We start from the raw sequence: 24,855 nt of genomic DNA, 5'->3' as shown, positions 1-24,855 counted from the left end.
ATGGTACAGAGTCTATCCTGAATATTTCAATGATAAGTACGATGACCCCAGAGATAGCCTTCTTACAGAAGCAGTGGATGCTGCACGTGGAGGTTACTTCGAAGAAGCACCTAAAGTTTATCCAGCGGAAGCTTGGTATAGATATTTTGATTGTCCCTATGGATGCCAAGTTCACGAATACTTTTATTGGATAACTGTTGCCAATATTGGAGCATTAGATCCATCAATCACAAACAAGTGCCCCAATGTAGAGTGGTCAATTTGTACAAAAGAAGAATTAAAAATTCGTGATGTTAAAGCATATGACTTATTAAACAATCATGGATTCAAACTTCCAACACGCATTCCAGATGGAAGTTATTCACCGACTAAGCAATAACTCAGAACTAATTATTTCTTCCTACCCCCTCAACTCATTCAATGATGGTAGATTATTCATATGCGTTCGGTGGCTCCAATCTGTTACTTGGCGACTGACTTGGTCTAAATTACGTATAATGTCGTAATCGTTATCATTCACTTCCATGAACCTTGAAAGCATCCCTTGCTCTAATAATTGCCGACCTAAAGAATTATTATGCATGTTTAGTACTGCCGTGCGAATCGTTTCCCGAATGCTCTTCGGTAATCTTTTACTAATGACAAGAGGAGGGCCAGGATATGGTCCAAGAGAGCGAAGAACTTTGAGTCCTCTCACACTTGATGGGTTTATTGCTTCTTGCATTTCAAGTACTGTGCTATCAATGGCAGCTACATCAACGACGCTAGTTTTTATTAATTCCAATGCTTCTTCATGAGAGCCTGCTTCATAAACCTTGTCAAACAACTCGTGCTCATCAATCGACGCAATATGAGCACGTAGTGCAGTGTAGCCTGAGAATGACTCGGGCTCGTTATATGCAACAGTAGCACCCCGTAGGTCAGTAAGTACTTGAGCGTCACTGTCTGCACGTATTACTAAATCAGAGAAAAAAACTGGTCTATTGAGGTAGCGTTTTGCATTGCGGGCAGGTGTTGCTAGCAATTCATATGCTGCGGTACCTGCATCAGTATGCCTTGTGTATGGCAGCCCACATATCCATGCGATATCTATTTCCCCGTCATAGAGCATTTTTGCACGGTCTTGCCATGGCATATCTATCACGAGTTCAAGTGGTTTACCCAATTGGTCTTTAAGGTACTCATGGAGACCAAGGACGATGTGATCACTGTTTGGTGCTTGGCATGTAGTAATACGCACTAAGCGATTTTACAACATAAGACATTGAACATTCACGTGTAAATGTGTTGATACGTAAATTCGATGTACCTATTTGATTTCAGAATATACAATCCCTTCAAGAAACTTTCGGGTGGCAATATATGGAACTAGCAGAAGCAATGCCTTTATTAACTGAGAATCATACAGCCGTAGCTACTACAGTGAATAAGACAGGAAAGCCTCAATCTACAGTGGTTACGACAGGCATGGTTAATGGAGAGCTCTGTTGGATTTCAAGAGGACGTACGATCAAAGTCAAAAATATAGAGAGAACAGGACGTGCCACAGTTACGGTGATAAATCTTGATACACGTCGTTACGTAACAATTGAAGGTACGGCTACCATTTATCATTGGCCGGAAAATTACTTAGAGGCTGATATCGAAAACCATGTAAAACACTTGAAAGAAGTTTATATATCCATGGGAAGAACCCCGAGCCAATCTGATGATGAATTTGGGCAAGTAATGGGTCAAGAAAAGCGTACAATTATTGCGGTCAAACCTGATTCAGTATATGGAAGCTTAACTCGTTGATGGAGATTTCATTTTATGTCTAATGGTATGGCTATACCCCAGGGTTTAAGTCCGCAGAACGAACTCCGTGCTACTTTTCTCATTTACCTTGCAGGGTTTACATATCATATTGGCTTGGGTGCCACTCTTATACTTGTACCCTTATACGCACTACACCTTGGTTTTGATTTAGATGAACTAGGTATGATTGTCGCATCTCAAGCTGTACTTGGATTATTTTTAAGACTTATTGCAGGAGCTCTTTCTGACAGATTTGGAGAACGCTGGGTCCTTTTAATCAGTTTTGCAACGATGGCTTTAGGTGCAGCCATAATTGGGATAGCTAGTACTTTTTGGCCTCTCATTTTAGGCCAGACATTGCTTGGTATATCCCGAGCTACTTACTGGACGGCCACACAATCTTACTGCAGTAGAATCAACCCTTCTAAAGCAGGAATACTACTGGGCAGAATGAGTAGCTCAAGGACTTCTGGAGAAATGGTTGGAGCGTTGTTTGCTGGACTCGTTGCCGAGCTACTCGGCTACGGGGTGGCTTGGAGCATGCTAACTGTACTAGGCCTTAGTGGTGTTATTGGCTCTTTAGCGTTGCCATTGCTTCCAAGGAAGCAAGACCAGCGTGGATTTACGCAAGTACTAGCACCGATTCCTTCGATGATGAAAAGTCCAAGCATGGTAATGGCGGGTTTTACAGCATTTGTAGCATCGGCTGCTATGGCCATACCTGTAATTTTGCTAGTCCCATATTTAAGAGAGCTTGGTAATGGTGAAACTTTAGTAGGGTTTATCAGAACTGCAGGGTTAGTTGGCAGTGTTGGAATAGGCATAATTTTTGGAAGAATTGTTGCAAGGACTGGGCAAAAAAACCTCTACGTACTAGCACTTTTCTTTATGGGAATCGTAATGCTTTTATTCTTATTTAGTGGCACAGCGTTGATTGCCATGGGGCTTTTGATGCTGGCTCACGGTACCCTTTATGGCCTATTAGGTCCTTTGTATCCTCTTACTGCTGCTACATATAGTTCACAGGAAGAGAGAGGCATTGCAATGGCTTACGTCGGGTTATATTGGGGCATAGCTCAGATTATAGTGCCGGCTGCCTTTGGGCTTTTAGCATCTAATATTGGATTGAAAGATTCTTTCTGGGTTGCGTCAGCAATGTTTTTCGGCTTCGCATTGCTCATGCCGATACTTTTCCCAATACTTACAAATAAATGGCATAGAGATAAAGCTTAAATGCGTGCACCAAGACCTGTAATTCTTGTAGCACTTATAACATCCATTTGCCTGATGGGTGATGCAGCACTCTACGTTTTATTACCTTCACGTCTTGAGGTTTTTGCAGTTACACCAACTGGTGCAGGTCTTATTTTAGGGGTAAATCGCTTTATCCGGATATTATCAAATGGATGGGCTAGCTCTGCTTATGAACGATTTGGCTTCTTCAAACCTTTTGCCTTCTCTATAGGCCTTGCCGCTATCACTACTTTGAGTTATGGACTTACGAAGGGATTTTGGGCTTTATTTATCGCTCACGGGGTTTGGGGAATTGCTTGGTCATTGATTCGGATGGGTGGCTATCTTGCAGTTATTGAGAACAGTAAGAGCGGTAATACAGGTCAATTGATGGGGTTTTTGCAAAGCTTTTCACGCGGAGGCAGCCTCATAGCAGTGATAGGTGGCGGGTTTATTGCTGATTACAGTGGAGCAGGGAATGCTTTTCTTGTTTTAGGGATAATTACCATTTTCGCTTTCGGATTGCTACCTCTCGTTTCATTCTCCGGAAAATTAGGGGCCGATAGTAGCGTACAAGCGAACTTAGAGACCACAAACGTAATAATTTCACGAATGTGGTTTATAAGGAATTTATACTTTGTAGCATTTGTGGCTTGGATGATTGTTGCAGGCTTAGTTGTCTCAACAGCAGGCTATTTAGTTCGTGTGATCGTGGGCGAAGAGGCAGTGATTTTGGGATTTGTAGTTGGAGTAGGAACCCTCAGCGGATTACTTGTGTCGATTCGCTGGTTCGGGGATTTAACGCTAGGCCCTATTTCAGGATACATTTCGGATCGGATTGGCCGTCATGTGGTGATAATAGGATCCTTATCCATTATTGGAATAGCTTTAACTACTGTTGCAATATTGCCTATCGTATGGGTAGTTATTCCTTCGTTTACGCTTATATTTTTCTCCAGCACAGGACTATTAGTATCCTTAAATGCTTCAATTGCAGTTGTCGCACCGCCAAAGCACAGGATGAAAATCTTAGGGAGGTATGCAACTTTTTCTGATGCTGGTTCGGGTATCGGTCCGATTTTCGCGCTTCCGATGGTTGCTAATTTAGGCTTCAGCTGGTCCTATGGGTTAGGTGCAGCAGTTATTCTCGTTGCTTTGACTATTTTTGTAATGGCATTCCGCGCATATAGCGTCAATGATGCGCTAGGTAGTAAAGAGTAATTATTAATATGAAAGAAGAAACAATAAGAAAGCATATCCTTCAAATTATTGCTCGCCATTCCTCAAAAGTGGTGGATCTTGCACAGGATATTTTAAAAAACCCCGAAACTGGATTTCGTGAATTTCGTACAGCTAATCTCGTACACGAATTTTTCGATTATCTTGGACTCCCTCATCAGGATGGACTAGCAATAACAGGAACACGGGCTGACTTGGCAGGAAAGCAAAAGGGACCACGGATTGCAATTATGGGCGAATTAGATTCATTAATAGTACCTGGACACCCATACGCAGACCCAAACAATAATTTTGCCCACGCTTGTGGGCATCATACTCAAATTGGCTCAATGCTTGCTGTTGCTGGGGCTCTTTCTGACCCTGACATCAGAGAATACCTGCATGGAGACGTATGTTTCTTGGCCGTACCGGCAGAGGAATATATAGAACTTGAGTATAGACAATCGCTAGTGAGAAAAGGCGAACTTGAATTCATGGGGGGTAAGGCTGAACTAGTGAGGCTCGGCGTTTTTGATGATATTGATATGGCGATGCTTACACACTCGAGTTCAAACGTATCTGAAGGGAAAATAGCTTATGGCTCAATAAACAATGGAGCTATTGCTAAGGAAGCAAGGTTTATAGGTGTGCAGGCACATGCAGGGAGTTCTCCTCATAAAGGAGTAAATGCGCTTCAGGCGGCACAAATTGCAATATCTGCAATTAACGCAAATCGTGAGACCTTTCAAGACTCGGATAGCATTAGAGTGCACCCAATAATCACTCACGGTGGAGATGTAGTGAATGCAGTACCAGCTAATGTACGCATGGAAATGTTTGTTAGAGGGCGTACTTTGGAGGCTATAGCAGACGCAGATTTTAAGGTGGAGCGTGCCCTAAAGGCAGGAGCTCTCGCAGTGGGGGCTAAAGTGGAGTTAACAACTTTTTCAGCATACCTACCTATGCTGGTTAATGAAAATTTCTTTGATATCTATCGGCAAAACGCCGAAACAATTGTAGGTGTAAATAACGTGAAACGGGGTGCCCCTCGTGGCAGCTCTACGGATATGGGGGATTTGACTCATATTATCCCTACGATCCAACCTTACGCTGCTGGATGTTCCGGGACTGTGCATGGAGCAGATTTCATAGTAGATGATTATCAGGCTGCTGTCGTAGACCCAGCAGCCGCAATGGCGTTGACTGCTTTTGATCTGCTTTCAAATCCAGCTCAAGCATCATCAATAATGAAGGAATTCAAACCGACTCTTGATAAGGAAGCATACCTCTCATTGCAAAGAGGATTTAACCGAAATTATATCTACGATGGATTAGTTTGATATCAATCATTATCGATGGCACGCAGATTGTGGGCCATCGATAAACCTTCTTCACATTAGTGTGGTGGCAAAAATAAACACCAAAACTGAAATAAACCAGGCGCCTATAAAATAGGCAACGTTCCTTGCATTCAGGTTATTCCGCACAAGTTGAGTTATCAGAATAGTCATGCCTATAACTAGGGACATAAAGCCCGACAATCCGCTGAAAAACAATAACGTTCCCTGCACCATATCTATCGTATCTCCATCAGGTAGGAGCCCAGAAATAATTGATAGTAATGAAAACGAGATAGAAGCAAACGGAGCAATCAGTAGTACTGCTAACCGTCCGGTATCAAACGTGTTTTGCGTATTTTCGTTGGCCATATGTTCACCTCTTGGGATTTGTGCGATTCTATAATAACTTTAATCTAATTAGTTGGTAATTAAATGATAGAATTTACACAATTAAAGTTAGCCTCGTTCCGTGCTTGGCAGCTCATAGTTTTACTTTTGATATTTAGTGGAGCTGCTTTAGTTTCGTATTTTTATTATTCGGATGGGAATAATAACCCTGGTTCACTATTAGCTGAAGATGAGCAGTTAATCACTGCACGCTTAGGCGATTTGCGTGACTATGTATCAGTTAGCGGTAGCGTAGTTTTTCCAATAAGAGAGGAGCTATCTTTTGATATAACGGGGGATGTTGCAAATGTTTTTGTAGAAGAAGGTGATTTTGTAAAATTAGGGCAAAAACTTGCAGATATTGACGTAATGACACGTGTCGAGATTGAGAAATCTATTGCTGACTCTGCAGTTAAAGTCAGTGATGCAAAAGATGCCTTGCAAATAGCTCTTGATGACCCTGATGTATTGCAATACGCAAAATCACTTGAAGCTGTCGCGCGCACAGAGCTCTTACTCAAGCAAAAGCAAGACACGTTGGCAGAATTAAAAGTAAAAGATAAGCAGGAAATAACTGATGCTCGATTGGATGCAGCTCGATTAGAACAAGTGCACCAAAATTCTATTGTGGAATTAGCGTCTGTCGAGAATGATGCTGAGGCCAAAATAATTAATGCAAAAGAAGTATTGGAAACTAATCGAACGCAATATTTAGATACTTTCAGGAGATGGCTTGGGATTGAATTAACTAAGCCAGAATTAACCCTGAACCCTACTACCCTACTTGATAATTACCAAATTAATTTGAATCAATTATTTGAAAATAGAGATGTTTTAAGTAATACAAGCTCAAACTCTACACCAATTGATGACCCATTGACGCCCTGGAATGAAGTCACCGTGTATTCATGGTTGTCTCTTTACCCAGGCTTAGTAAAAGGTATTTGCCCCGATGGAGCTCCTTTTCAAGGAGTATGTGCGAGCAAGGAATTTGATGACGCGTGGGAGCAGGTAAGTGACGCTGTTGAGGAACTAGATTCTATTAATTTATCAACTTCAAAAAATATCGTGAAATCCCAGCAAGCAGTAGACAAAGCCAGAAAAGAACATGCGAAAGCAATAGAAGCTCTTGATGCTCTATTGATTCTAGAGCCATTGGAACTGGCGAAAGCAGATGCGGATGTCAAATTGGCTTCTGCAAATTTTGAGGATGCAAAACGTAAATTAATTGAAATTGAAGCTGAGCCTGATAACTTTGACCTAGCCCTTCTTCGTGCGAAGTTAAATTACGAAGAAAAAGCACTTATTGATTTTTCTACTCAACTTGAAAATACCAACTTAGTGGCACCATTTTCAGGAACCGTTGATCTGGTTTCAATGAACTCGGGTGATCGATCGAATCAAGCAAATACATATATCGAATTAGTAGATACATCAGTTGTAGAAATCCATGGCTCTGTCGATGAAATTGATGTCCTGCCATTAAAGTCTGGTATGCCTGTAGTCATTTCGATGACCTCATTACCAGAACGTCAATTTGATGGTTCTATTAAACGCATTGGAACCGCATCTAACGGTCAAAACAACCTAGTGACCTTTCCCGTTGAAATTCAAATGACTGTGCCATCAAATATTGTTGTTCGAGAAGGACTTACGGCAACGGTTGATATCGTGTTGGAAGAGTACCGAGACGTACTGATTGTTCCAACTTCTTCTATATCAGGAAGCTTTGTAGCACCTACTGTGAGAGTGATGGTAGGAAATAGTATTTTGGAAAGACCTGTGCGCCTAGGTCCCAGTGATGATTTTTGGGTAATAATTGAGCGAGGCATAACTGAAGGAGACAGGGTAATTATGCCTGAACCAGCATCTGCAAATACTCAATCAAGCGGGTTTAGAGGCTTGATTGGTCGAGGTAGTAGCCGAGGTAGTAACCGCGGTGGCGGCTCCGGCAACAGAGGGAATTGATCTTGGGAATTATTGAGATTAGTAACCTCAGGAAATCGTATACGCTTGGAACTTTACAAGTTCCTGCGCTAAACGGAGTAGATTTATCTGTTGAAAGAGGGGAGATGGTTTCCATTATGGGCGCATCTGGTTCTGGCAAATCTACTCTTCTCAATATAATTGGATGTTTAGATGTTCCTACAGAGGGCACATACTCTCTGGACGGTGAAGAAATTAGCGGTTTGAATGACGATTCTTTAGCATCATTGCGTGGTTCTAAAATAGGTTTTGTTTTCCAGAACTACAACTTATTGCCACGCCTCAGTGCATTGTCAAATGTCGAGCTCGCACTTTTGTATAGAAAATCTTCGTATGTGAAAGATCGTTCAATGGCAGCATTAGACTCTGTGGGTCTTGGTCATCGGTACTCGCATAGACCTATGGAATTATCCGGGGGAGAACAACAGAGAGTAGCTATAGCAAGAGCCTTAGTTAAAGAACCGGTAATGCTTTTAGCAGATGAGCCTACAGGTGCACTAGACACACGATCGAGCACAGAAATAATGGCAATACTTCAAAGGCTTAACAAAGAGATGGGGCTTACTGTCATCATAGTTACACATGAAAATGACGTAGCTTTGTATACACAGCGAATAATTTCGTTTAGTGACGGGAGAATTGTTCAAGATGCACCTGTAGAGCGCCAAGTGATCTTATCGGCCGAGGGTGAAAAGTGACATTTGTATCGCTAATAAAGACCGCATGGTCCTCGATTGGTAGCAATAGGCTACGGACGATGCTTACTTTACTAGGCATCATTATTGGCGTCTCGGCTGTAATTGCGCTGATGTCAGTTGGCAAAGGTGCTCAAGAATCGATAACTTCAAGGATTGAATCTTTAGGGACTAATTTATTGTTTGTTCGCTCTGTAAATGGAGGAGAAATAACGTTAGATGATGCATTAGCATTAGCTGATCCTGTATTCGCTCCTTCCGTTCTAAAAGTTGCGCCTGAAGTCCAATCTAATACAGTTGCTGTGTTTGGCGAACAAGAGCATAACGTACCAATTTTTGGGGTTACTTCGGATTTCGCAGAAATACGAAATTTTACAATTGCATCAGGAGAATTTATTTCACCTGCGCATGTTTTGGGGAAAAACAATGTCGTGGTCCTGGGGTCGCAGGCCAAAGAAGATTTATTTGGTGTACGGGAACCAATTGGCTCTGAAATTCTGATCAGCAGGATTCCATTTAGTGTGGTAGGGGTTTTGGCAAGTAAAGGTGCAAGTGCTTTAGGCAACGAAGACAACAGGCTTCTAATCCCTATTTCAACGGCTCATCACAAAGTTATTCGAAACTTGAATTTAAAGGGAGATATCCCAGTAACCACAATTAATGTCAAGGCGACGGAAGGACTCATTGGGATAGCAGCAGAGGAAGTCACTACGATTTTAAGACTTCGCCATAGGGTCATTGACGAAGACGATTTTACGGTTGCTAGTCAACAGGCAGTCATCGACACTCTTGCAGAAACTACGGCGACTTTGACTATTTTTCTGGGAGCAGTAGCAGGCATCTCATTGATTGTCGGTGGTATTGGAATAATGAATATCATGCTTGTATCTGTAACTGAACGCACTAAAGAAATTGGTATTCGTAAAGCAATGGGAGCCACTCGTCGGGACATATTATCCCAGTTTGTCATTGAAGCGGTGCTCATTAGCTTAGTGGGCGGTTTGCTCGGTGTTGCATTTGGGGTATTGGCCTCTCAATTATTAAATGGCTTACCTTTGGCGGGGACTCAGGTATCTACCGTACTAAGTGGAGATATAGCAGTTCTTGCGCTTGTTGTATCTGCAGCTATTGGATTATTTTTCGGTATTTACCCCGCAAGTAGAGCAGCCAAGCTTCATCCAATAGAAGCTCTTCGTTACGAATGATTAAGGTAAGGTGAAGATAGATGCGATTTTTAATAGCAGCATTAATTATGTTATTTGCAGGACTGGCTTTTGGCTGGGGCACTGCTGAGATTTTCAAAGACACTAGCCAAGTTCAGCAACAAAATATTGAGCCTGAACTTGATGAAACTGGCAACGCCAATGTACCAGCTCGAGGAAATATTGAGGCTAGGCTTGAGCAGATAGCAGAAAATAATCCGGAATTTGCTGCGAAAATTCGCACAGCTATCGATGATGCTGACGGTGATCAAGCAAAGCTTCGATCAGAACTACAGTCTTTATTGCGCGAGAATCCACAAATTGCTGAAGAGTTCCGAGCTTCATCTAGGGATAATTCGCGAGGTTCAGCAGAAAACCAAAATCGCCGCGGGCGCAATCGTTCATAATTCTCACCAATCTTTGCTTTGTGCGCATTGTGTCGCATAATGACGCCTATACGGAGGATATATGGCAGCACCAAAGGTAGTAGTCTTTGCCCCAGGAGACGAACAAAGTTATAAGAAATTTGAAGAAATTGGCTGTGAAGTTGTCTTAGGAAAAGCTTCGTGGTCCGACCCAACAGGGAATACAACCGATGAATTGGCTAGCATGGCTAACGAGGCTGATGCTTTGGTAGGTACCTCAATCAAAGGCGGTAAAATCGACCGCTCCGTAATGTCAGCTTCGGAGCACTTGCGTATCGTTGCAAAATATTCAATTGGTGTTGACGAAATAGATGTGAATGCGGCAACAGATTTGGGGATCATTGTCACGCATGCTCCGACGGAAGCAAATTGGGGAGGAGTTGTTGAAACAACCATGACCCAAATGCTTACGATGCTCAAAAAAGTTAGGCAGCGAGATCATGCACTTAAGACAAGCACGGATTGGAGGACTCCAGAACTTACTGCTACGCATATTGGAAGCAGAGAAGATGGGTATCCAGGCTTGACCATAGGTATTATTGGACTTGGACGAATTGGTGGTCGTTTTGCTCAGATGTTAGCACCATGGAGAGTGCGTATTATTGCCTATGACCCATATCAACCAATTGATAGATTTATACACGCCAATGTACAGCGAGTGGATTTGGAAACGTTGCTTATGGAATCAGACGTTGTCTCCCTTCATGTGGTTTTGAATACAGAGACATATCATATGATGAGCGATAGGGAATTTGGATTAATGAAGCCTAGTGCAGTCTTTTTGAATACTTCTCGTGGTCCCGCTGTAGATGAGCCTGCCTTAATTAGAGCTTTGGAAAACGAAGTCATAGCAGGTGCTGGGCTTGACGTATTTGAAGTGGAGCCTCTACCGATGGATAGTCCTTTGAGAAAAATGGACGATAGAGTTTTATTATCTGCTCATGTTGCAGCCCATAATTATGGTGCTGGAATTGGCCCTGGTATTGAATGGGCGACTGAAGACGTATTAAAGGCTTTGAAAGGTCAAATTCCAGAGCACGTGTTTAACAAAGAAGTTATCCCTAGATGGCGCGAACGTTTTGAAGGGCGTTCTGCAATTTAGCATTTCAGAGGTAAATCTACATGGAATCACAAGATGATGTTCGATTTAGTAAAGCTGAATGGGGTTCAGATGTAATAGTCGAGGTTTTGCGTGATTTAGGGATTGAATATGTAGCTCTTAATCCAGGCGCAACATTCCGTGGAGTACATGACTCTATAGTTAATTTCTTGGGTAATAAAAACCCGGAAATGATCCTTTGCACTCATGAAGAAATCGCAGTTGCAATCGCGCATGGATACGGTAAAGCCGCAGGCAAACCAATGGCGGCATACGTTCACAATGTTGTAGGCCTGCTACATGCAAGCATGGCGATTTACAATGCATGGGCTAATCGTTCAAGTATGCTGGTGTTGGGTGGTACAGGCCCGATGGCTGCAGATGGCCGAAGGCCTTGGATTGACTGGATACATACAGCAAATGTTCAAGGAAATGCTATACGTGACTTTGTAAAATGGGACGATCAGCCTGCTAGTGTGGGCTCATCTATTGAATCGCTTATCCGAGGTTATCATATTACCTCTAGTGCACCAGAAGGCCCTGTATATATTTGCTTTGATGTTGCTACGCAGGAAGAAAAAATTGACGAGCCAATCGAACTTCCAAACGTTTCTTCATTCCCTAAGCCTACTAACTTCCAAGCTGATTTGAATGCGATGGAAGAAGCTGTAAATTTATTAGTTTCAGCTAAAAATCCAGTAGTCTTGGCTGACTTTATAGGGAAAGCTCCCGAAGCTGCAAAAAGCCTGATTAAATTGGCAGAATTGCTATCAATACCAGTTATTTCAGGAGGAGATTTATATAATTTCCCGACTAATCACCCATTGAATGCGACTTACTCAAAGAAGCAATTGCTTCAAGAAGCCGATGTGGTTCTTGCCCTAGATGTTTACGATTTACAGCAATCTCTTACTGGTCAGGATTATCGGTCAAGAAGCCTAGAACACTTGCTTAAACCAGACGCGAGCTTGATTGATATCTCATTGCGCCAACTTTCCATAAGGAGTTGGACTCACGATTATGGAGGCTTATACCCAACATCACTTTCGGTTCAAGCTGATATTAAAGTCGCACTTCCATTAATGGTCGAATTGGTTGAAAGGCGTTTAGATGATGGGGTTGATCGCTCTGGTGAATTTCATGAACGCTTTCAAATTATCGAATCAATGCATAATTTATCGCATGAGTCTTTCAGAGAAATCGTTAAAAATAGATCTGCGGAATCTCCAATAGCATTACCATTTCTTGCCTCAGAGCTTTGGGAAGTAATTAAAGATAAAGATTGGGTTTTAGGTAATGGGAATTTGCGAGGATGGACGGAAAGGTTATGGGACTATAAAGAGCCATATCAAGTGATCGATTCGAGAGGGGGAGGCGGCCTGGGTATGGGATTTGGCCATGCCTTAGGAGTTGCGTTAGCGAATAAGGGGAAAAATCGACTGACAATAAATATTCAATCTGATGGTGACTTCCTCTTTACTCCCTCTGCTGTTTGGACTGGCGTGCATCATAAAATCCCCATGCTAGTGGTAATGTACAACAATCGTACCTATGGCAATGATTTAGGTCACCAGGGACTGATGGCGGAAGTAAGAGGTAGACCAGATGAGAATAAGAACATAGGGATAGATATTGATGATCCTTACGTAGATTTTGCTGCAATGGCTAGGTCTTTTGGAGCATGGGCAGAAGGCCCAATTGACGACCCCTCGCAACTTCGAAGCGCTTTGGAGCGGGCTGTAAGCGAAGTTATTAACAATGGCAAGCTCGCCGTTGTAGATGTCATAACAGAGTTAGGAGATAGGTAATACTATGGCAGAAGTAAAATTTATAGATTTTGCAAAGCAAATCCCTGTATCACGTGGGAATGGAGCCGAATCATTTCCATTGGTTGGCAAAATGGATGGGACTGACTCTTTTACAGCTGGAATTAGTAGTTTCCCCGAAGGATTGGAAGTACCTTTGCATTCTCATAATGTGGAAGAGATGGTTACTGTTCTTCAAGGATCAGGAGAGTGTGAGATAGATGGCATTGTGAGATCTGTCAAATTATGGGACACAACATTTATCCCAAAAAATATTGTCCATTGTTTTCGCAATACCGGAAAAGGGACAATGAAAATAATGTGGATTTATGCAACGACAACAGTAACTCGCACTTTTGCTGAGACGGGGGTGACTGTTGAACATCTTTCTGGGGAAGATTTAGTAGGATCCGGTCCCGGCAAGTAACTCCTCCTTTATAATAATAAAATGGCACTATCAAAAGAAGACAACGATTTACTAACTCTGGTCCAAGCTGGATCACCAATGGGAGATTTGTTTAGATGCTTTTGGTTTCCTGTGCTGTTAAGTGATGAATTGCCGGTACCGGACTCGCCTCCGATTCGAGTTCGTGCCCTCGGAGAATATTTAGTCGCGTTTCGAGATTCCGATGGTCGATTAGGCCTGCTTGATGCTGGCTGCCCTCACAGAGGGGCAGATCTTGCATTTGGTGTTGTCGAGGAAGGCGGAATTCGTTGTGCACGTTGCTATTGGAAATTTGATGTTGAAGGAAATATTTTGGACTTGCCTCTGGAACCTGATGACAGTCCAATTTGGAATGAAGTAAAAGCCTCAGCTCATAAGTTAGTTGAATATGGCGGGCTTCTATGGGCTTATATCGGGTCTGCAAAAAATACTCCTGAGCTTCCAGAGTTTGAATGGACCCGCGTACCTCAAGAGCATCGATTTCTCTCTCGTTTTTTGGTTGAATGTAATTACATGCAGGCCATGGAAGGTGGGTTGGACGCAGCTCGTGTTCAAGCCTTGAAAGAATCTGGTGCAATTGGCCCTGAAGATCCCATGGGTGAAGAAGTTGCGCATGATGTAAAGATTCAAAGTACTGAATATGGATTGTTAGTGGGAACAGGTTTGGAGTCAGAAAAGAGTAATGCCGCGTTACATATTACCCAATGGATGATGCCGTTCTACACAACTTCAGTCGTTGATAGGACGGGCATCTATGAAGGAGTGGCATGGGTTCCTGTAGATAATGAAAATACAATGGCATTTCCAGTAACTTATAGTCCTCGGAAACCTTTAAGTAAAAAATTGCTTACGGAAATAAGGCAAGGTAAGCGGATCCATCCAAAATTAATGAAAAATTCTTATAAGCGAGAGCTCAATCGAAGCAATGGTTTCCTAGCTCCCAACCAGCAGCGGACCAACGAATTTGCATCTAGATTTTCGACTTCATTTGAAATGGCAATAGCATGTCAGGAAAGCATGGGATCAATTGTTGATCGAACTCATGAAATGCTTAGTTCAAATGATGCTGCAGTAGAAAATGCGCGAAAGAAATTAATGCAAGCAGCCGTTGACCTAATGGAAGGGACGATCCCAGTCATTATCAATCGGGGTGACAAATACAGAGTGAGGTCATTTCGGGCTAAAGCCTCAAGCACTCTACAACATGAAGAAATTACTCGTGGGATAATTCCTGAAATCTAACCGATTCATGGCTCTGCATTTACCCAATCGGATAAATTTTTCGTACGTTTGTATTAACTAGTTTTCTTAGAGTTTCTAACGGCAAGTGCCCTAAATTTTCTTCAAGAACTTTTCGGGAGTTTGGCCACGGTGAATTTGGATGTGGGTAATCTGTAGACCACATGCAATTATCTTGCCCCCACCACGAGAGCAATTGACCTCCGACCGCATCATTGAAGAAAGTTGCAAATATATTTCTATAAAAATACTCACTTGGTGGCATCGTTATCGGAACAATTCTTTGACCGAGGAATCTTTTGTAGTAATAATCCCATTGCTGCAAAACAAAAGGTATCCATCCAATTTCGCTTTCTACTATGACAGCTTTTAGCTTTGGGAATCTTTCAAAAACACCAGTGAAAATCAAATCGAAAAGTGAGTTCGTAACGCTTTGTAATTTTAAATTTACGGAGCCACGATGACCTAATAATGGATCAGCTTGCCGCGAAGCAAAATTTGATTCAGAACTATAATCAAATCCAGTTAGGATATGCAGATGTATTGGTACGTTTAATTCTTGAGCAGCAGCCCAAAACCGATCATAATGCTCCCCCGTGAAAGGGATATCAGGATGCGGGACTTGCCATACTAATGCGCCATATAGACCTGCTTCATGGGTTCTATGTAATTCCCGTATAGCGTTGTCTATGTTGTAGGTAGAAATACAAGGGATACCGACTAGTCGTTTTGGAGAAGTAGCGCAATAATTGATCAGCCAATCGTTATATATTCGAAAGCACGCCTCTTGCGCCTCTGGACTATCGAGGCTAAAAAGCCTAAGGCCCAAAGTAGGGTATAGAACCTCAGCTGATACTCCGTCAGTTTCCATTTCAGCGATTCTTTCCTTAGGGTCATAACCTCCTGGTCGCTGGTCAGCCATTGCGGTACCAGTCTTGGGTCTAGGAGGGAACGACGGAACATCACTTTTCAAGCTATCTGGTAGATTTAAATCCCAAAGGTCAGGTTCTTCCATTACGTGCGAATCAGCCGAAATTAAGACTTCGCCAGATAGATCAATAACCTGATTTGAAGCTGAAAGAATGCTGGTCATAGGTTCCCCCCGTACCCTTATTTAAATTGAGGCTAGCGGGTACAAGAGCGGTCGTCAATATTTATTCTATTTTTTTGTTTTTTTAAGGCTTTGTCCAACAGGTAGGCAGATATACCCATTTATTCCACCCATGACACCCATTAGCGGAAAAAATTGAGCCTCGGGAACTAAATTGATTCCAGTAAAGAAAATTGGAATTATCGCCGTAAATGCCCCGATTAATACCCCCATTATGCGTTGAGTAAATACATGAAGACTTACAGGAAAGATTAAGCCAGTGAACCATGGGATAACCATTGTTGTTAGAACCCAAAGAAGCGTTGAAGTATCGTTTATTTCTCCAGATAAATATTTGATAGACGAGAGGCACGAATATCCTAGGATGCTTAAAGCTATAAATTTGAGAAATATTGCAAAATTAATTTTCATCACCATATTTGATTGTTTGGTTAATGATAGTAATATCTGTTTGTCGAGACCCATCGTGTCTCATCCTGCATGGAAATCCCACGTAGAGAGGAGCGAGTGTGTCTCAGGATCTGGACTCAATTTACCCTATTGTTTCACGTGTAGTAACTGATTACTCGTTCACTCGTGATGAATTACTTAGGCTTATATCGTGTAAAAACGATGAACTTCATCTTTTATTAGAGCTTGCTACTAAGGTAAATGATTCTTCAAGGCCTAAACGACAGGTTACTTTTTCGCCGAAAGTTTTTCTCCCTTTAACAAATTTGTGTAGAGACCGTTGCGGATATTGTATTTTTGTCAAAGGTCCTAACCAAAAAGGCGCACACACTATGTCTGCCACTGAAGTAGTTTCAATTGCAAGCAAAGCTGCAGATTTAGGATGTAAAGAAGCGCTTATTAGCTTAGGTGATCATCCAGAATATCGACACCCCGAGATGCTTGAGACTCTTAATCAAATGGGTTTTGCCTCTACTCCACAATATGTTGCAGCAATGTCAAAATTAGTCTTTGAAGAAACAGGGCTTCTCCCACATACAAATTGCGGCATATTAAGCGAAGATGAAATGGCTCCAATCGCAGAATGGAACGCCAGCATGGGTATCATGCTTGAAAGTACTAGCCTTAGATTGCACGACTTCGGTGAAGCTCATTATCAAACATCTTCTAAAGATCCTGGTATGAGAATTAATACCATCGAAGTTGCCTCTAAAATCGGCATGGCAATGACTACGGGAATTTTGTTAGGTATCGGAGAAACTCTATTGGAAAGAATAGATTCCTTAATTCTAATAAGAGATACACAGAAAAGACTGGGCAATATTCAGGAAGTCATAATTCAAAATTTCCGTGCAAAAAAATCTACTCGTATGGGCAAATCAGTCGAACCAGATACTGTAGATATGCTGAAGACACTGGCGGTAGCTCGTTTAATTTTAGGGCCTGAAATGAATATCCAAGCTCCTCCTAATTTAAACCTGAAAGATTATGGATCATATTTAGATTGCGGTATTAACGACTGGGGCGGAGTATCTCCTCTGACAATAGATTTTATTAATCCGGAAGCCGCATGGCCTCAAATAAACGAATTAAGAGAAATTACCTCACGAGCTGAATTTACTCTACGAGAACGTACGGCTCTTTATCCTGAGTACATTTTTAACTCGCGGTATAGTAGATCAGGGCCTATGCATCAGAGAATCAAACAACTTATTGATGAAGAAGGCTATATAAAAAAGGAAATGGAAATATGTTAGTAAATATTCCCTCGGATGGAGATTTCCCCAATCTTCGGTTAAGCACAGAAACAATGCTTAGCAAAATACCTTTGGATATAGCACGTATTTTAGATAACGCACTTACTGGTAAAGAGATTTCAATTCCTGAAGGATCTAGGCTATTCGAAGCAGAAGGCCCTGCGCTTTCAGCTCTGATGATGACAGCTGATGAGATACGCGGATCAGTAAATGGAGACCAAGTTACATATGTAATAAATAGGAATATTAATTTCACTAACGTCTGTATCAAAAGGTGCGGATTTTGTGCTTTTAGCAGAGATTTCAGGCAGGAAGAAGGATATTTTCTTCCTTTAAATGAAATTCTTCGTAGAGTCCAAGAGGCTGTTGAATTAGGAGCCTCTGAGGTATGCATCCAAGCAGGCTTGCCACCAAAAATGGATGGATCTTTGTACTCGGACTTAGCGGCATCGATCAAAAATGATTTCCCAGATTTGCATATTCATGGCTTTTCTCCTGAAGAAGTTATGTATGGAGCGATACGCTCTAAATGTTCTATAAAAGAATATTTAATTAGATTAAAAGATGCCGGAGTTGGCTCGCTTCCGGGTACTTCAGCAGAGATACTTGTGCAACCAATCAGGGATAAAATTGCGCCTGGTCGTATAACAGTTAAGCAATGGATTGAGGTTATAACATCTGCCCATTCAGTAGGGATACCTACTACAAGTACAATAATGTTTGGGCACATAGAAACTAACGATCATCGTGCGCAGCATTTGTCCACTTTGCGAGACATCCAAAAATCCACAGGGGGGTTTACAGAGTTTGTCCCATTAAGTTTTGTACACGAAGAAGCACCAATGTTTGCAAAAAAAATGAATAATGACCTGAGGCCAGGTGCTACCGGAGCAGAAGTTGTGCGTATGCATGCAATCGCTCGTTTAATGCTCAATGGCTGGATTGATAATATTCAATGCTCTTGGGTTAAGGAAGGACCAAAACTTTCTCAAATTTTGCTGCAATCAGGGTGTAATGATTTAGGTGGAACGTTGATTAATGAAAGTATTTCAACTGCTGCGGGCGCAGCGTACGGACAACTGATCCCTCCATCAGAATTAAGAAGATTAATTAGAGATATCGGGAAAACCCCTGTACAACGTAACACTTTATATAAGCCAATACAGGTTTATGAGGAAGAGCCTGATGAAGCGGAGCCTCTGGATTTAGCTGCAAATAATCCAGAGAAATTTGGCTCCTATTTGGAACTTGTTAAGCTTGCGGAGTTCCGCTATGAAGGCCAACGTTCACCGTCGCTCATGGGGCCGACTTTACCTGAAATTATTGGCACGAAGTAGGGTAATTGAGAAATCATGCCTAAGATAGTTGCATTAGCTGGAGGTGTAGGAGGATCAAAATTAGCATTAGGCCTCTCAAAAATATTGCCCCCAGAAAATTTATGTATTTTAGTTAATACTGCAGACGATGAATTTTTTCATGGACTTTATATATCCCCTGATATTGACACTATGACTTATTCGTTGGCAGGTTTAATTAATAAAAGCAAAGGATGGGGTTTAGAAGGAGATACATTTCAGGCTCTAAGTGTCTTGGGTAAATTAGGCTCAGATACGTGGTTTAACCTCGGTGATAAAGATCTTGGTTTGCATATATGGAGGACTGCATCTCTTCAATCAGGGATGAAATTGTCAGAAATAACTACTGCTATCGCTTCTAAATTTGGCGTCAAACATCAAATTATCCCTATGTCGGACAGTCGCATACAAACCAAGCTTCATACGGATATTGGCGAGCTTTCATTCCAGGAATATTTTGTGAAGAATAGGTGTGAACCTATAACAAAGGAAATAAGTTTTGCAGGAACTGAACTTGCTGTACCTCCTGACAGGTTAATTTCCTTTTTCAATGTGGCAGATGCAATTATTTTTTGCCCTTCTAACCCTTTATTAAGTATTGGACCAATATTGGCAATCCAATCTATCCGTAACATGATAGAAAATTTTAATGGTCCGAGGGTTGCAGTAAGTCCAATTATTGGAGGAAATGCTGTGCGCGGTCCTGCCTCTAAAATGATGAAAGAATTGGGACTGGAATCATCGAACAGAGGACTTGCTATGTTGTACGAAAAAGTTTGCGATACGCTGATTATTGATGAGGCTGATGCGGAAGATATTGATGATATCGAGGCCTTAGGCATCTCTGCTATTGCTTTGCCAACAATTATGAATTCTGAAAGTGAGAAGGTAGCTCTCGCGCAAGAAATCTTAAAAATCTTGGACGAATACAAGTAATCCAACGTTACTTTTCTTATGCTACAGATAATTATCCCCATAAAACCTTTGCACAAAGCAAAGAGTCGGCTTGTTTCCGTTCTAGAGAGCCACACTCGTGAGTCTCTTGTTTTGATGATGTTGAACCAAGTAATAAAGGCTTCAAAAGATGCCTTAGGCCCAAGCTCATGTACCGTTTTAGGAGGAGATAAAATCATAGAGAAGATAGTTCGGGAACATCAACTTGAATTAGAGAAAGATGCAGCAACGAATTTGAATGACTCACTATGGGTTGCGATTCGTGACGCTCAAAGAAAAGGGTTTTCAGCTACACTAATTTTGCCTGCAGATCTACCATTATTGATGGCTGAGGATATATTAGAAATTGTTCGAGCGAGCGATAACTACTGTAGCCACGTTTGCTCTCCAGCGTCGAGCGAAGGTGGGACTAATGCTTTTTTTCAACCTGTTGAAGGTGCAATTAAGCCGATGATGGGATTAGGCAGCTTCAATAAGCATCGGGAGTTTATTAAATCTTTAGGAAAAAAATTTGCGGTTGTGGAAAGAGATGGAGTAGGTTTCGATCTGGATAATAAAGTTGATTACGAATGGGCATCAAGTAATATTCATGGATGGGATCGAGATTTAAAATCCTGGGAATTGTGGCTTTTATCGCAAAAGGAATTGTATGGCTAAACCCAAAATTGGATTGCTAATTGGTACTCGTGGAATAGTGATGTCTTCCCAAAGGGATAATACAGTCCCCGCTCCTGATTTGATGCTCAGACTAGCAGAGGAAGCAGAAAATTCTGGCCTTGACTCAATTTGGGTCGGGGATAGCCTAGTCTCAAAACCTAGATTTGAACCTATCACCGCTTTGTCGTATTTAGCCGCTAGAACGTCTAGCGTGAAATTAGGAACTTCTGTTTTATTACCGGCATTAAGAAACCCAGTTACCCTTGCGCATTCATTGGCAACTTTAGATATTCTTTCAAGAGGCAGAGTAGTAATAGGAGCAGGAGTCGGTGGAGCATTTAATGCAGATCAAAAAAAAGACTGGACTTCAGTGGATGTAGATCCATCAAAGAGAGCAAAAAGATTTACTGAGACAGTAGAAATACTGAAACGTCTTTGGACCGAAGATCATGTTTCATACAGCGGCAGTCATTTTTCTTTGCAAGACGTCACGTTAGATCCCAAGCCTGCTAGAAACGACGGAATTCCTGTCCTATTGGCAACACATAACAAAACGGGTTCTGATGCACAGATACTGCGAGCAGCGTTACATGGTGACGGTATAATTGGGATAACAGACTCGCCCGAAGAATTTCAAACCGTATGCGCCAAGGTTGACCAGGCAGTTTTGGCGCAAAAGAAAACACTAGATACTTTCCAGCACGTCTATTATATGACTGTAAATTTATGCGACGATGTAGCCTTTGGCGAGGCTGAGGCACGTGATTTTCTCATGAGCTACTACAATGTTAATCATTGGGGTAACTCATGGGGCCCCTGGGGGAAAGCCCAAGATATTGTTTCTAGAATTAAAGAGTACTCAGATGCTGGAGCAGATACGGTTATCATTCGCTTTGCCTCATGGAATCAAAATGAACAATGGGATAGGTTTGCAAAACAGGTATTACCAGAATTTAAGGATTGAGGTTTGAAATGTATAACGACCTGACGAACGAGGAAGCCTTCGTGATTTTAAATAAAGGGACTGAGCGCCCTTTTACTGGTGAATACGATAATTTTTACAAAGATGGTACTTATATTTGTAGGCGATGCAATGCAAAGCTTTTTCAATCCACTTATAAATTTGATGCAGGATGTGGATGGCCTGCATTCGACCGAGAGATTGAAGATTCAGTTCGAATGTTACCTGACCCAGATGGCTTTAGAATTGAAATAACTTGTAGCAATTGTGACGGTCACTTGGGGCATGTTTTTTTAGGGGAAGGCTTCACTGAGACTAATGCTCGGCACTGTGTGAATTCTTTATCGATACGTTTTGTTGAGGCTAAAAGTGATTTAGTTGACTAGATTGCTCTTACCCTGATACGACCTGCAACATCCATTCCCAAAGACAAGCTAGATTCACTATGGGTTATGTCAATGACCCCTCGATAGACAGCTCTTTCCTCAACCCGAATTTGCTGCCCTGGCAGGATTTTATTACTAACCAAGAACGAGAGTAGCGGGTAATCTTCGTCCGGTATTCGAACGATGGAGTAGGTGTCTCCCTGTACAGCGTCACTTAATTTGATGGAGTTTGCATCAGTTGTAGAAATTTCCATGTCTTCAGGCCGGTAAATTGGCCTACCATAGGGGCAAGTTTCAGGGAAATTGAGTTTTTCCTCTATTTTTGAAAGTAATTCTTCTGAAATTCCGTGTTCTAAACTATGCGCTTCTGATTCCGCTCTCTCTAAGGGTATATCTAGCAGATCAACCAATAGTCGTTCGGAAAGACGGTGCCGTCGTACAACATTTTTTGCATAATTCATCCCCATTGGGCTTAGCAAAATACGCTTATCCTTCGTGATCTCTAAAAGGCCGTCCTTTGTCATACGCTGGATCATTCCTGATACTGAGGCTAATGTTGTGCCTACTTCTTCGCCCTTTGGTATCCGGCGTAGATAGGCCGCTAATTCACTGATATGTGGATTCACACCATCTTCGTGAAGTACGGCAATGGAAAGCAGGTAATTTTCAGCTGTTTGGGTTATTCTCGGTGACTGATTCTTTTGTAATGGTTCTGACATATCCCTATTATGCATGATTTAATGTACTTCCTACAAAATTTCTGCAATAAATGTGGCAATGAATAAACTAAGTGGAAATTTTAAGTTACCTAATAATGGAGTCCCCGTTGACTCAATAGTGGTTTTTTTACATGGACTTGGCGCTGACGGGAATGATTTGATCAGCCTTGCAGACTTTTTAATGGGACAATTTCCTAATACCGCATTTTATTCTCCAGACGCTCCTACTCCTTATAAGCTTGGAGGCCTGGGGTTTCAATGGTTTGATATAAACGATTTAAATTCAGGTGAAATTACGGAAATTAAGGAGTCAGAAAATTTAATAAATCAGTATATAGATCAGTTGCTGCTGTTCCATGGCTTAAGATCTGATCGCTGTGTCGTAATCGGTTTTTCTCAAGGATCCATGATGGCTATGCACTTAGGCCCTAGGCGAAAGGAACAACTTGGAGGCATAGTCTGTATTAGTGGGGCTTTGATCACTGGGGATACATTGGCAACGGAAATGGAAAGTTTTCCACCTTCAGTGTTAATTCATGGAGCAAATGATTTGGTTGTGGATTGTTCTAATTCTAAACAAGCTGCTGCTTTTCTTCAGGAAGTGGGGATTAAATCTGAATTACATATACTTCCTGATTTAGGCCATAGCATCGATATTAGAGGAGTATCACTTATTACGGATTTTCTCAACTCCGTTTTTGCTTCGTAAAGTTTTCAGATAACGCTAATCAAGCTGTGTGCAGAAAGACTTCAGGTTAGGAGAAATAAGTAAATTTGCTTCGGTTTGATCTTGGACGTCATTGATAGTGTAGCCGGGCGCAATTTCTATAAGCTCGAATCCGTTCTCGGATATTTGGAAGAGGCCCAGATTAGTTGCTACTAAACCTACTACACCCACAGCAGTCACTGGAAGTGTACATTTCTCGACTAGTCTTGATTGCCCCTCTTTAGTAGTATGCTCAAGTATAAGAAATACTTTTTTTGCACCTACTGCAAGGTCCATTGCACCTCCAATGCTGCCTCCCTTAGCGTTAGCAAGTTTCCAATTAGCAAAGTCACCGTTGGAGGCAACTTCATATGCTCCTAGTACAGTAATGTCTACATACCCCGATCGAATTAACCCAAAAGAATCTGCATGATCCAAAATAGCCATGCCAGGGAGTTCTATAACGTATTGCCCGCCTGCGTTGACTAATTCAGGATTTTCTTCTCCTGGGAATGCAATAGGTCCATAATTAACCAGTCCATTTTCAGATTGATAGAAAATAGTTTTATTATGGTGCACATAATTTGAGCATAAAGTCGGTATGCCTATTCCAAGATTAACGACATTCCCATCTTGGAATTCCATTGCGATTCGATTTGCCATTTCTTGCCTAGTTAAAGGTCGCTTTTCACTCATTTCCTGGCGGCCTTTCTGCAATCCCGTCTTTTCCGACATGGATTACTCTATCCACGAATATTCCTGGCAAATGAACAAAGTCAGGATCAATTTCACCTGCATTTAGAATGGGCTCATCGACTTCGATAATTGTGGTTTTGGCAGCCTTTGCCATAATGGGGCCAAAATTTCTTTGGGTTCTGTGGAATTGAGTATTTCCCATGACGTCTGAATATCGAGAACGTATGAGTGCATAGTCAGCGCAGAGGGCGGTTTCCATAACATATTCTTGGCTTCCAAAAAAGCGAGTTTCTTTCCCTACGGCAATTTCAGTACCTACGCCTGTCGGCGTATAAAAAGCTGGTATTCCTGCGCCTGCAGCTCGTATTCGCTCAGCGAGAGTGCCTTGGGCTATTAATTCTGCTTCAATTTTTCCTTTCTGGTACAAGTCATTGAAAGGAGATGTGATAGAAGGATGAGGAGAAGAAGTAAAAGCGGTTAGGACTTTAGACACTTGGCCATTAAGTATTAGCGCGCCGGCATCCATTCTGCTATCGCCCCATCGCCCAGGGGTATTACAAACAATAGTTAAGTCCTTAATGGTTGTTTTTGCTAAGGCATTAATTAAATTCCTAGGAGTGCCTGGGCCGGCAAATCCTGAAATCATTATCACGCTACCATTAGGGATATCGGCAATAATTTTATCGAAATTAGTGAATACTTTTTCTTTCATTTACAAAAAAATCGACTTTGC

Annotated in this window: 27 protein-coding genes; 20 read left to right on the top strand and 7 right to left on the bottom strand. The window is 41.8% G+C overall.

Annotated features, from left to right (window positions below; genetic code table 11):
* Positions 1-379: hypothetical protein (locus MK127_06800; GenBank protein ID MCH2532500.1), on the top strand; the 379-nt coding region annotated here is incomplete at its 5' end.
* A 21-nt stretch (positions 380-400) separates the two neighbouring features.
* On the opposite strand, the gene MK127_06795 is transcribed toward MK127_06800, so the two are convergent.
* Positions 401-1,240, bottom strand: a complete 840-nt coding sequence (locus MK127_06795; protein ID MCH2532499.1) for a PhnD/SsuA/transferrin family substrate-binding protein — start codon at positions 1,238-1,240, stop codon at positions 401-403.
* Between the two features lie 122 nt (positions 1,241-1,362).
* On the opposite strand from MK127_06795, the gene MK127_06790 reads away from it, so the two are divergent.
* From MK127_06790 to MK127_06775, 4 genes are read left to right on the top strand one after another with little or no spacing between them, the layout of a single operon-like run.
* Entirely contained in the window at positions 1,363-1,797 is a 435-nt protein-coding gene (locus MK127_06790) for a pyridoxamine 5'-phosphate oxidase family protein (GenBank protein ID MCH2532498.1), read from the top strand.
* Positions 1,798-1,812: 15 nt separating this feature from the next.
* Positions 1,813-3,030 (top strand): MFS transporter, encoded by a 1,218-nt coding sequence (locus MK127_06785; protein ID MCH2532497.1) that lies wholly within the window; start codon positions 1,813-1,815, stop codon positions 3,028-3,030.
* Entirely contained in the window at positions 3,031-4,251 is a 1,221-nt protein-coding gene (locus tag MK127_06780) for an MFS transporter (GenBank protein MCH2532496.1), read from the top strand.
* Between the two features lie 8 nt (positions 4,252-4,259).
* Positions 4,260-5,588 (top strand): amidohydrolase, encoded by a 1,329-nt coding sequence (locus tag MK127_06775; protein ID MCH2532495.1) that lies wholly within the window; start codon positions 4,260-4,262, stop codon positions 5,586-5,588.
* 51 nt (positions 5,589-5,639) lie between these two features.
* Here the strand turns inward: MK127_06775 and MK127_06770 are convergent, their stop codons facing one another.
* Entirely contained in the window at positions 5,640-5,957 is a 318-nt protein-coding gene (locus tag MK127_06770; GenBank protein ID MCH2532494.1) for a hypothetical protein, read from the bottom strand.
* Positions 5,958-6,020: 63 nt separating this feature from the next.
* Here MK127_06770 and MK127_06765 point away from each other — a divergent pair, with 63 nt between their 5' ends.
* The 8 genes from MK127_06765 (at position 6,021) to MK127_06730 (ending at position 14,874) form a co-directional block, all read left to right on the top strand.
* Positions 6,021-7,943 (top strand): efflux RND transporter periplasmic adaptor subunit, encoded by a 1,923-nt coding sequence (locus MK127_06765; protein MCH2532493.1) that lies wholly within the window; start codon positions 6,021-6,023, stop codon positions 7,941-7,943.
* 8 nt (positions 7,944-7,951) lie between these two features.
* Positions 7,952-8,659, top strand: a complete 708-nt coding sequence (locus MK127_06760) for an ABC transporter ATP-binding protein (GenBank protein ID MCH2532492.1) — start codon at positions 7,952-7,954, stop codon at positions 8,657-8,659.
* A 59-nt stretch (positions 8,660-8,718) separates the two neighbouring features.
* Positions 8,719-9,861, top strand: coding sequence for an ABC transporter permease (locus tag MK127_06755; protein ID MCH2532491.1), 1,143 nt, complete (start codon positions 8,719-8,721; stop codon positions 9,859-9,861).
* Between the two features lie 20 nt (positions 9,862-9,881).
* Positions 9,882-10,265, top strand: a complete 384-nt coding sequence (locus MK127_06750) for a hypothetical protein (GenBank protein MCH2532490.1) — start codon at positions 9,882-9,884, stop codon at positions 10,263-10,265.
* Positions 10,266-10,326: 61 nt separating this feature from the next.
* The gene (locus tag MK127_06745) at positions 10,327-11,385 is read left to right on the top strand and encodes a hypothetical protein (GenBank protein ID MCH2532489.1); all 1,059 of its coding nucleotides are present in this window, start codon (positions 10,327-10,329) and stop codon (positions 11,383-11,385) included.
* Positions 11,386-11,405: 20 nt separating this feature from the next.
* A complete protein-coding gene (locus MK127_06740) occupies positions 11,406-13,190 on the top strand; it encodes a thiamine pyrophosphate-dependent enzyme (GenBank protein ID MCH2532488.1) in 1,785 nt (594 codons plus the stop codon).
* A 4-nt stretch (positions 13,191-13,194) separates the two neighbouring features.
* Complete coding sequence (locus MK127_06735; protein ID MCH2532487.1) at positions 13,195-13,614, top strand: cupin domain-containing protein; 420 nt, start codon at positions 13,195-13,197, stop codon at positions 13,612-13,614.
* Between the two features lie 21 nt (positions 13,615-13,635).
* Positions 13,636-14,874: a Rieske 2Fe-2S domain-containing protein gene (locus MK127_06730; protein MCH2532486.1), complete on the top strand. Its 1,239-nt coding sequence runs from the start codon at positions 13,636-13,638 to the stop codon at positions 14,872-14,874.
* A gap of 19 nt (positions 14,875-14,893) precedes the next feature.
* Here the strand turns inward: MK127_06730 and MK127_06725 are convergent, their stop codons facing one another.
* Complete coding sequence (locus tag MK127_06725; protein ID MCH2532485.1) at positions 14,894-15,964, bottom strand: amidohydrolase; 1,071 nt, start codon at positions 15,962-15,964, stop codon at positions 14,894-14,896.
* A 66-nt stretch (positions 15,965-16,030) separates the two neighbouring features.
* A complete protein-coding gene (locus MK127_06720; GenBank protein ID MCH2532484.1) occupies positions 16,031-16,393 on the bottom strand; it encodes a hypothetical protein in 363 nt (120 codons plus the stop codon).
* Positions 16,394-16,491: 98 nt separating this feature from the next.
* Here MK127_06720 and cofG point away from each other — a divergent pair, with 98 nt between their 5' ends.
* Genes cofG through MK127_06690 form a run of 6 tightly spaced genes read left to right on the top strand, consistent with a single transcriptional unit; the run spans position 16,492 to position 22,001 of the window.
* Positions 16,492-17,688, top strand: a complete 1,197-nt coding sequence (cofG, locus tag MK127_06715) for a 7,8-didemethyl-8-hydroxy-5-deazariboflavin synthase CofG (protein MCH2532483.1) — start codon at positions 16,492-16,494, stop codon at positions 17,686-17,688.
* A gap of 53 nt (positions 17,689-17,741) precedes the next feature.
* Positions 17,742-19,025 (top strand): 5-amino-6-(D-ribitylamino)uracil--L-tyrosine 4-hydroxyphenyl transferase CofH, encoded by a 1,284-nt coding sequence (cofH, locus tag MK127_06710; protein MCH2532482.1) that lies wholly within the window; start codon positions 17,742-17,744, stop codon positions 19,023-19,025.
* Positions 19,026-19,040: 15 nt separating this feature from the next.
* Positions 19,041-19,979, top strand: coding sequence for a 2-phospho-L-lactate transferase (gene cofD / locus MK127_06705; GenBank protein MCH2532481.1), 939 nt, complete (start codon positions 19,041-19,043; stop codon positions 19,977-19,979).
* An 18-nt stretch (positions 19,980-19,997) separates the two neighbouring features.
* Positions 19,998-20,654 carry a 2-phospho-L-lactate guanylyltransferase gene (gene cofC / locus MK127_06700; GenBank protein ID MCH2532480.1) on the top strand — a complete coding sequence of 219 codons (657 nt, stop codon included), beginning with the start codon at positions 19,998-20,000 and terminating at the stop codon, positions 20,652-20,654.
* The gene (locus MK127_06695; GenBank protein MCH2532479.1) at positions 20,647-21,618 is read left to right on the top strand and encodes an LLM class flavin-dependent oxidoreductase; all 972 of its coding nucleotides are present in this window, start codon (positions 20,647-20,649) and stop codon (positions 21,616-21,618) included. The genes cofC and MK127_06695 overlap by 8 nt, the downstream gene beginning before the upstream one ends.
* An 8-nt stretch (positions 21,619-21,626) precedes the next feature.
* Positions 21,627-22,001 (top strand): methionine-R-sulfoxide reductase, encoded by a 375-nt coding sequence (locus MK127_06690; protein ID MCH2532478.1) that lies wholly within the window; start codon positions 21,627-21,629, stop codon positions 21,999-22,001.
* Here MK127_06690 and MK127_06685 read toward each other — a convergent pair.
* Positions 21,998-22,720 carry a metal-dependent transcriptional regulator gene (locus MK127_06685; GenBank protein ID MCH2532477.1) on the bottom strand — a complete coding sequence of 241 codons (723 nt, stop codon included), beginning with the start codon at positions 22,718-22,720 and terminating at the stop codon, positions 21,998-22,000. The two genes, MK127_06690 and MK127_06685, sit on opposite strands and share 4 nt — an antisense overlap.
* 58 nt (positions 22,721-22,778) lie before the next feature.
* On the opposite strand from MK127_06685, the gene MK127_06680 reads away from it, so the two are divergent.
* Positions 22,779-23,429: a dienelactone hydrolase family protein gene (locus MK127_06680; protein ID MCH2532476.1), complete on the top strand. Its 651-nt coding sequence runs from the start codon at positions 22,779-22,781 to the stop codon at positions 23,427-23,429.
* 15 nt (positions 23,430-23,444) lie between these two features.
* On the opposite strand, the gene MK127_06675 is transcribed toward MK127_06680, so the two are convergent.
* Both MK127_06675 and MK127_06670 read right to left on the bottom strand, forming a co-directional pair.
* Positions 23,445-24,161 carry a 3-oxoacid CoA-transferase subunit B gene (locus tag MK127_06675; GenBank protein ID MCH2532475.1) on the bottom strand — a complete coding sequence of 239 codons (717 nt, stop codon included), beginning with the start codon at positions 24,159-24,161 and terminating at the stop codon, positions 23,445-23,447.
* Entirely contained in the window at positions 24,115-24,834 is a 720-nt protein-coding gene (locus MK127_06670) for a 3-oxoacid CoA-transferase subunit A (protein MCH2532474.1), read from the bottom strand. Before MK127_06670 ends, MK127_06675 begins: the two co-directional genes overlap by 47 nt.
* Positions 24,835-24,855 lie beyond the last annotated feature (21 nt).

The organism is Dehalococcoidia bacterium, assembly GCA_022449765.1.
GTDB lineage: Bacteria > Chloroflexota > Dehalococcoidia > Lucifugimonadales > Australimonadaceae > UBA2963.
Note: the sequence above shows the minus strand (reverse complement) of the source record. Positions and strands in the feature narration are given on the sequence as shown.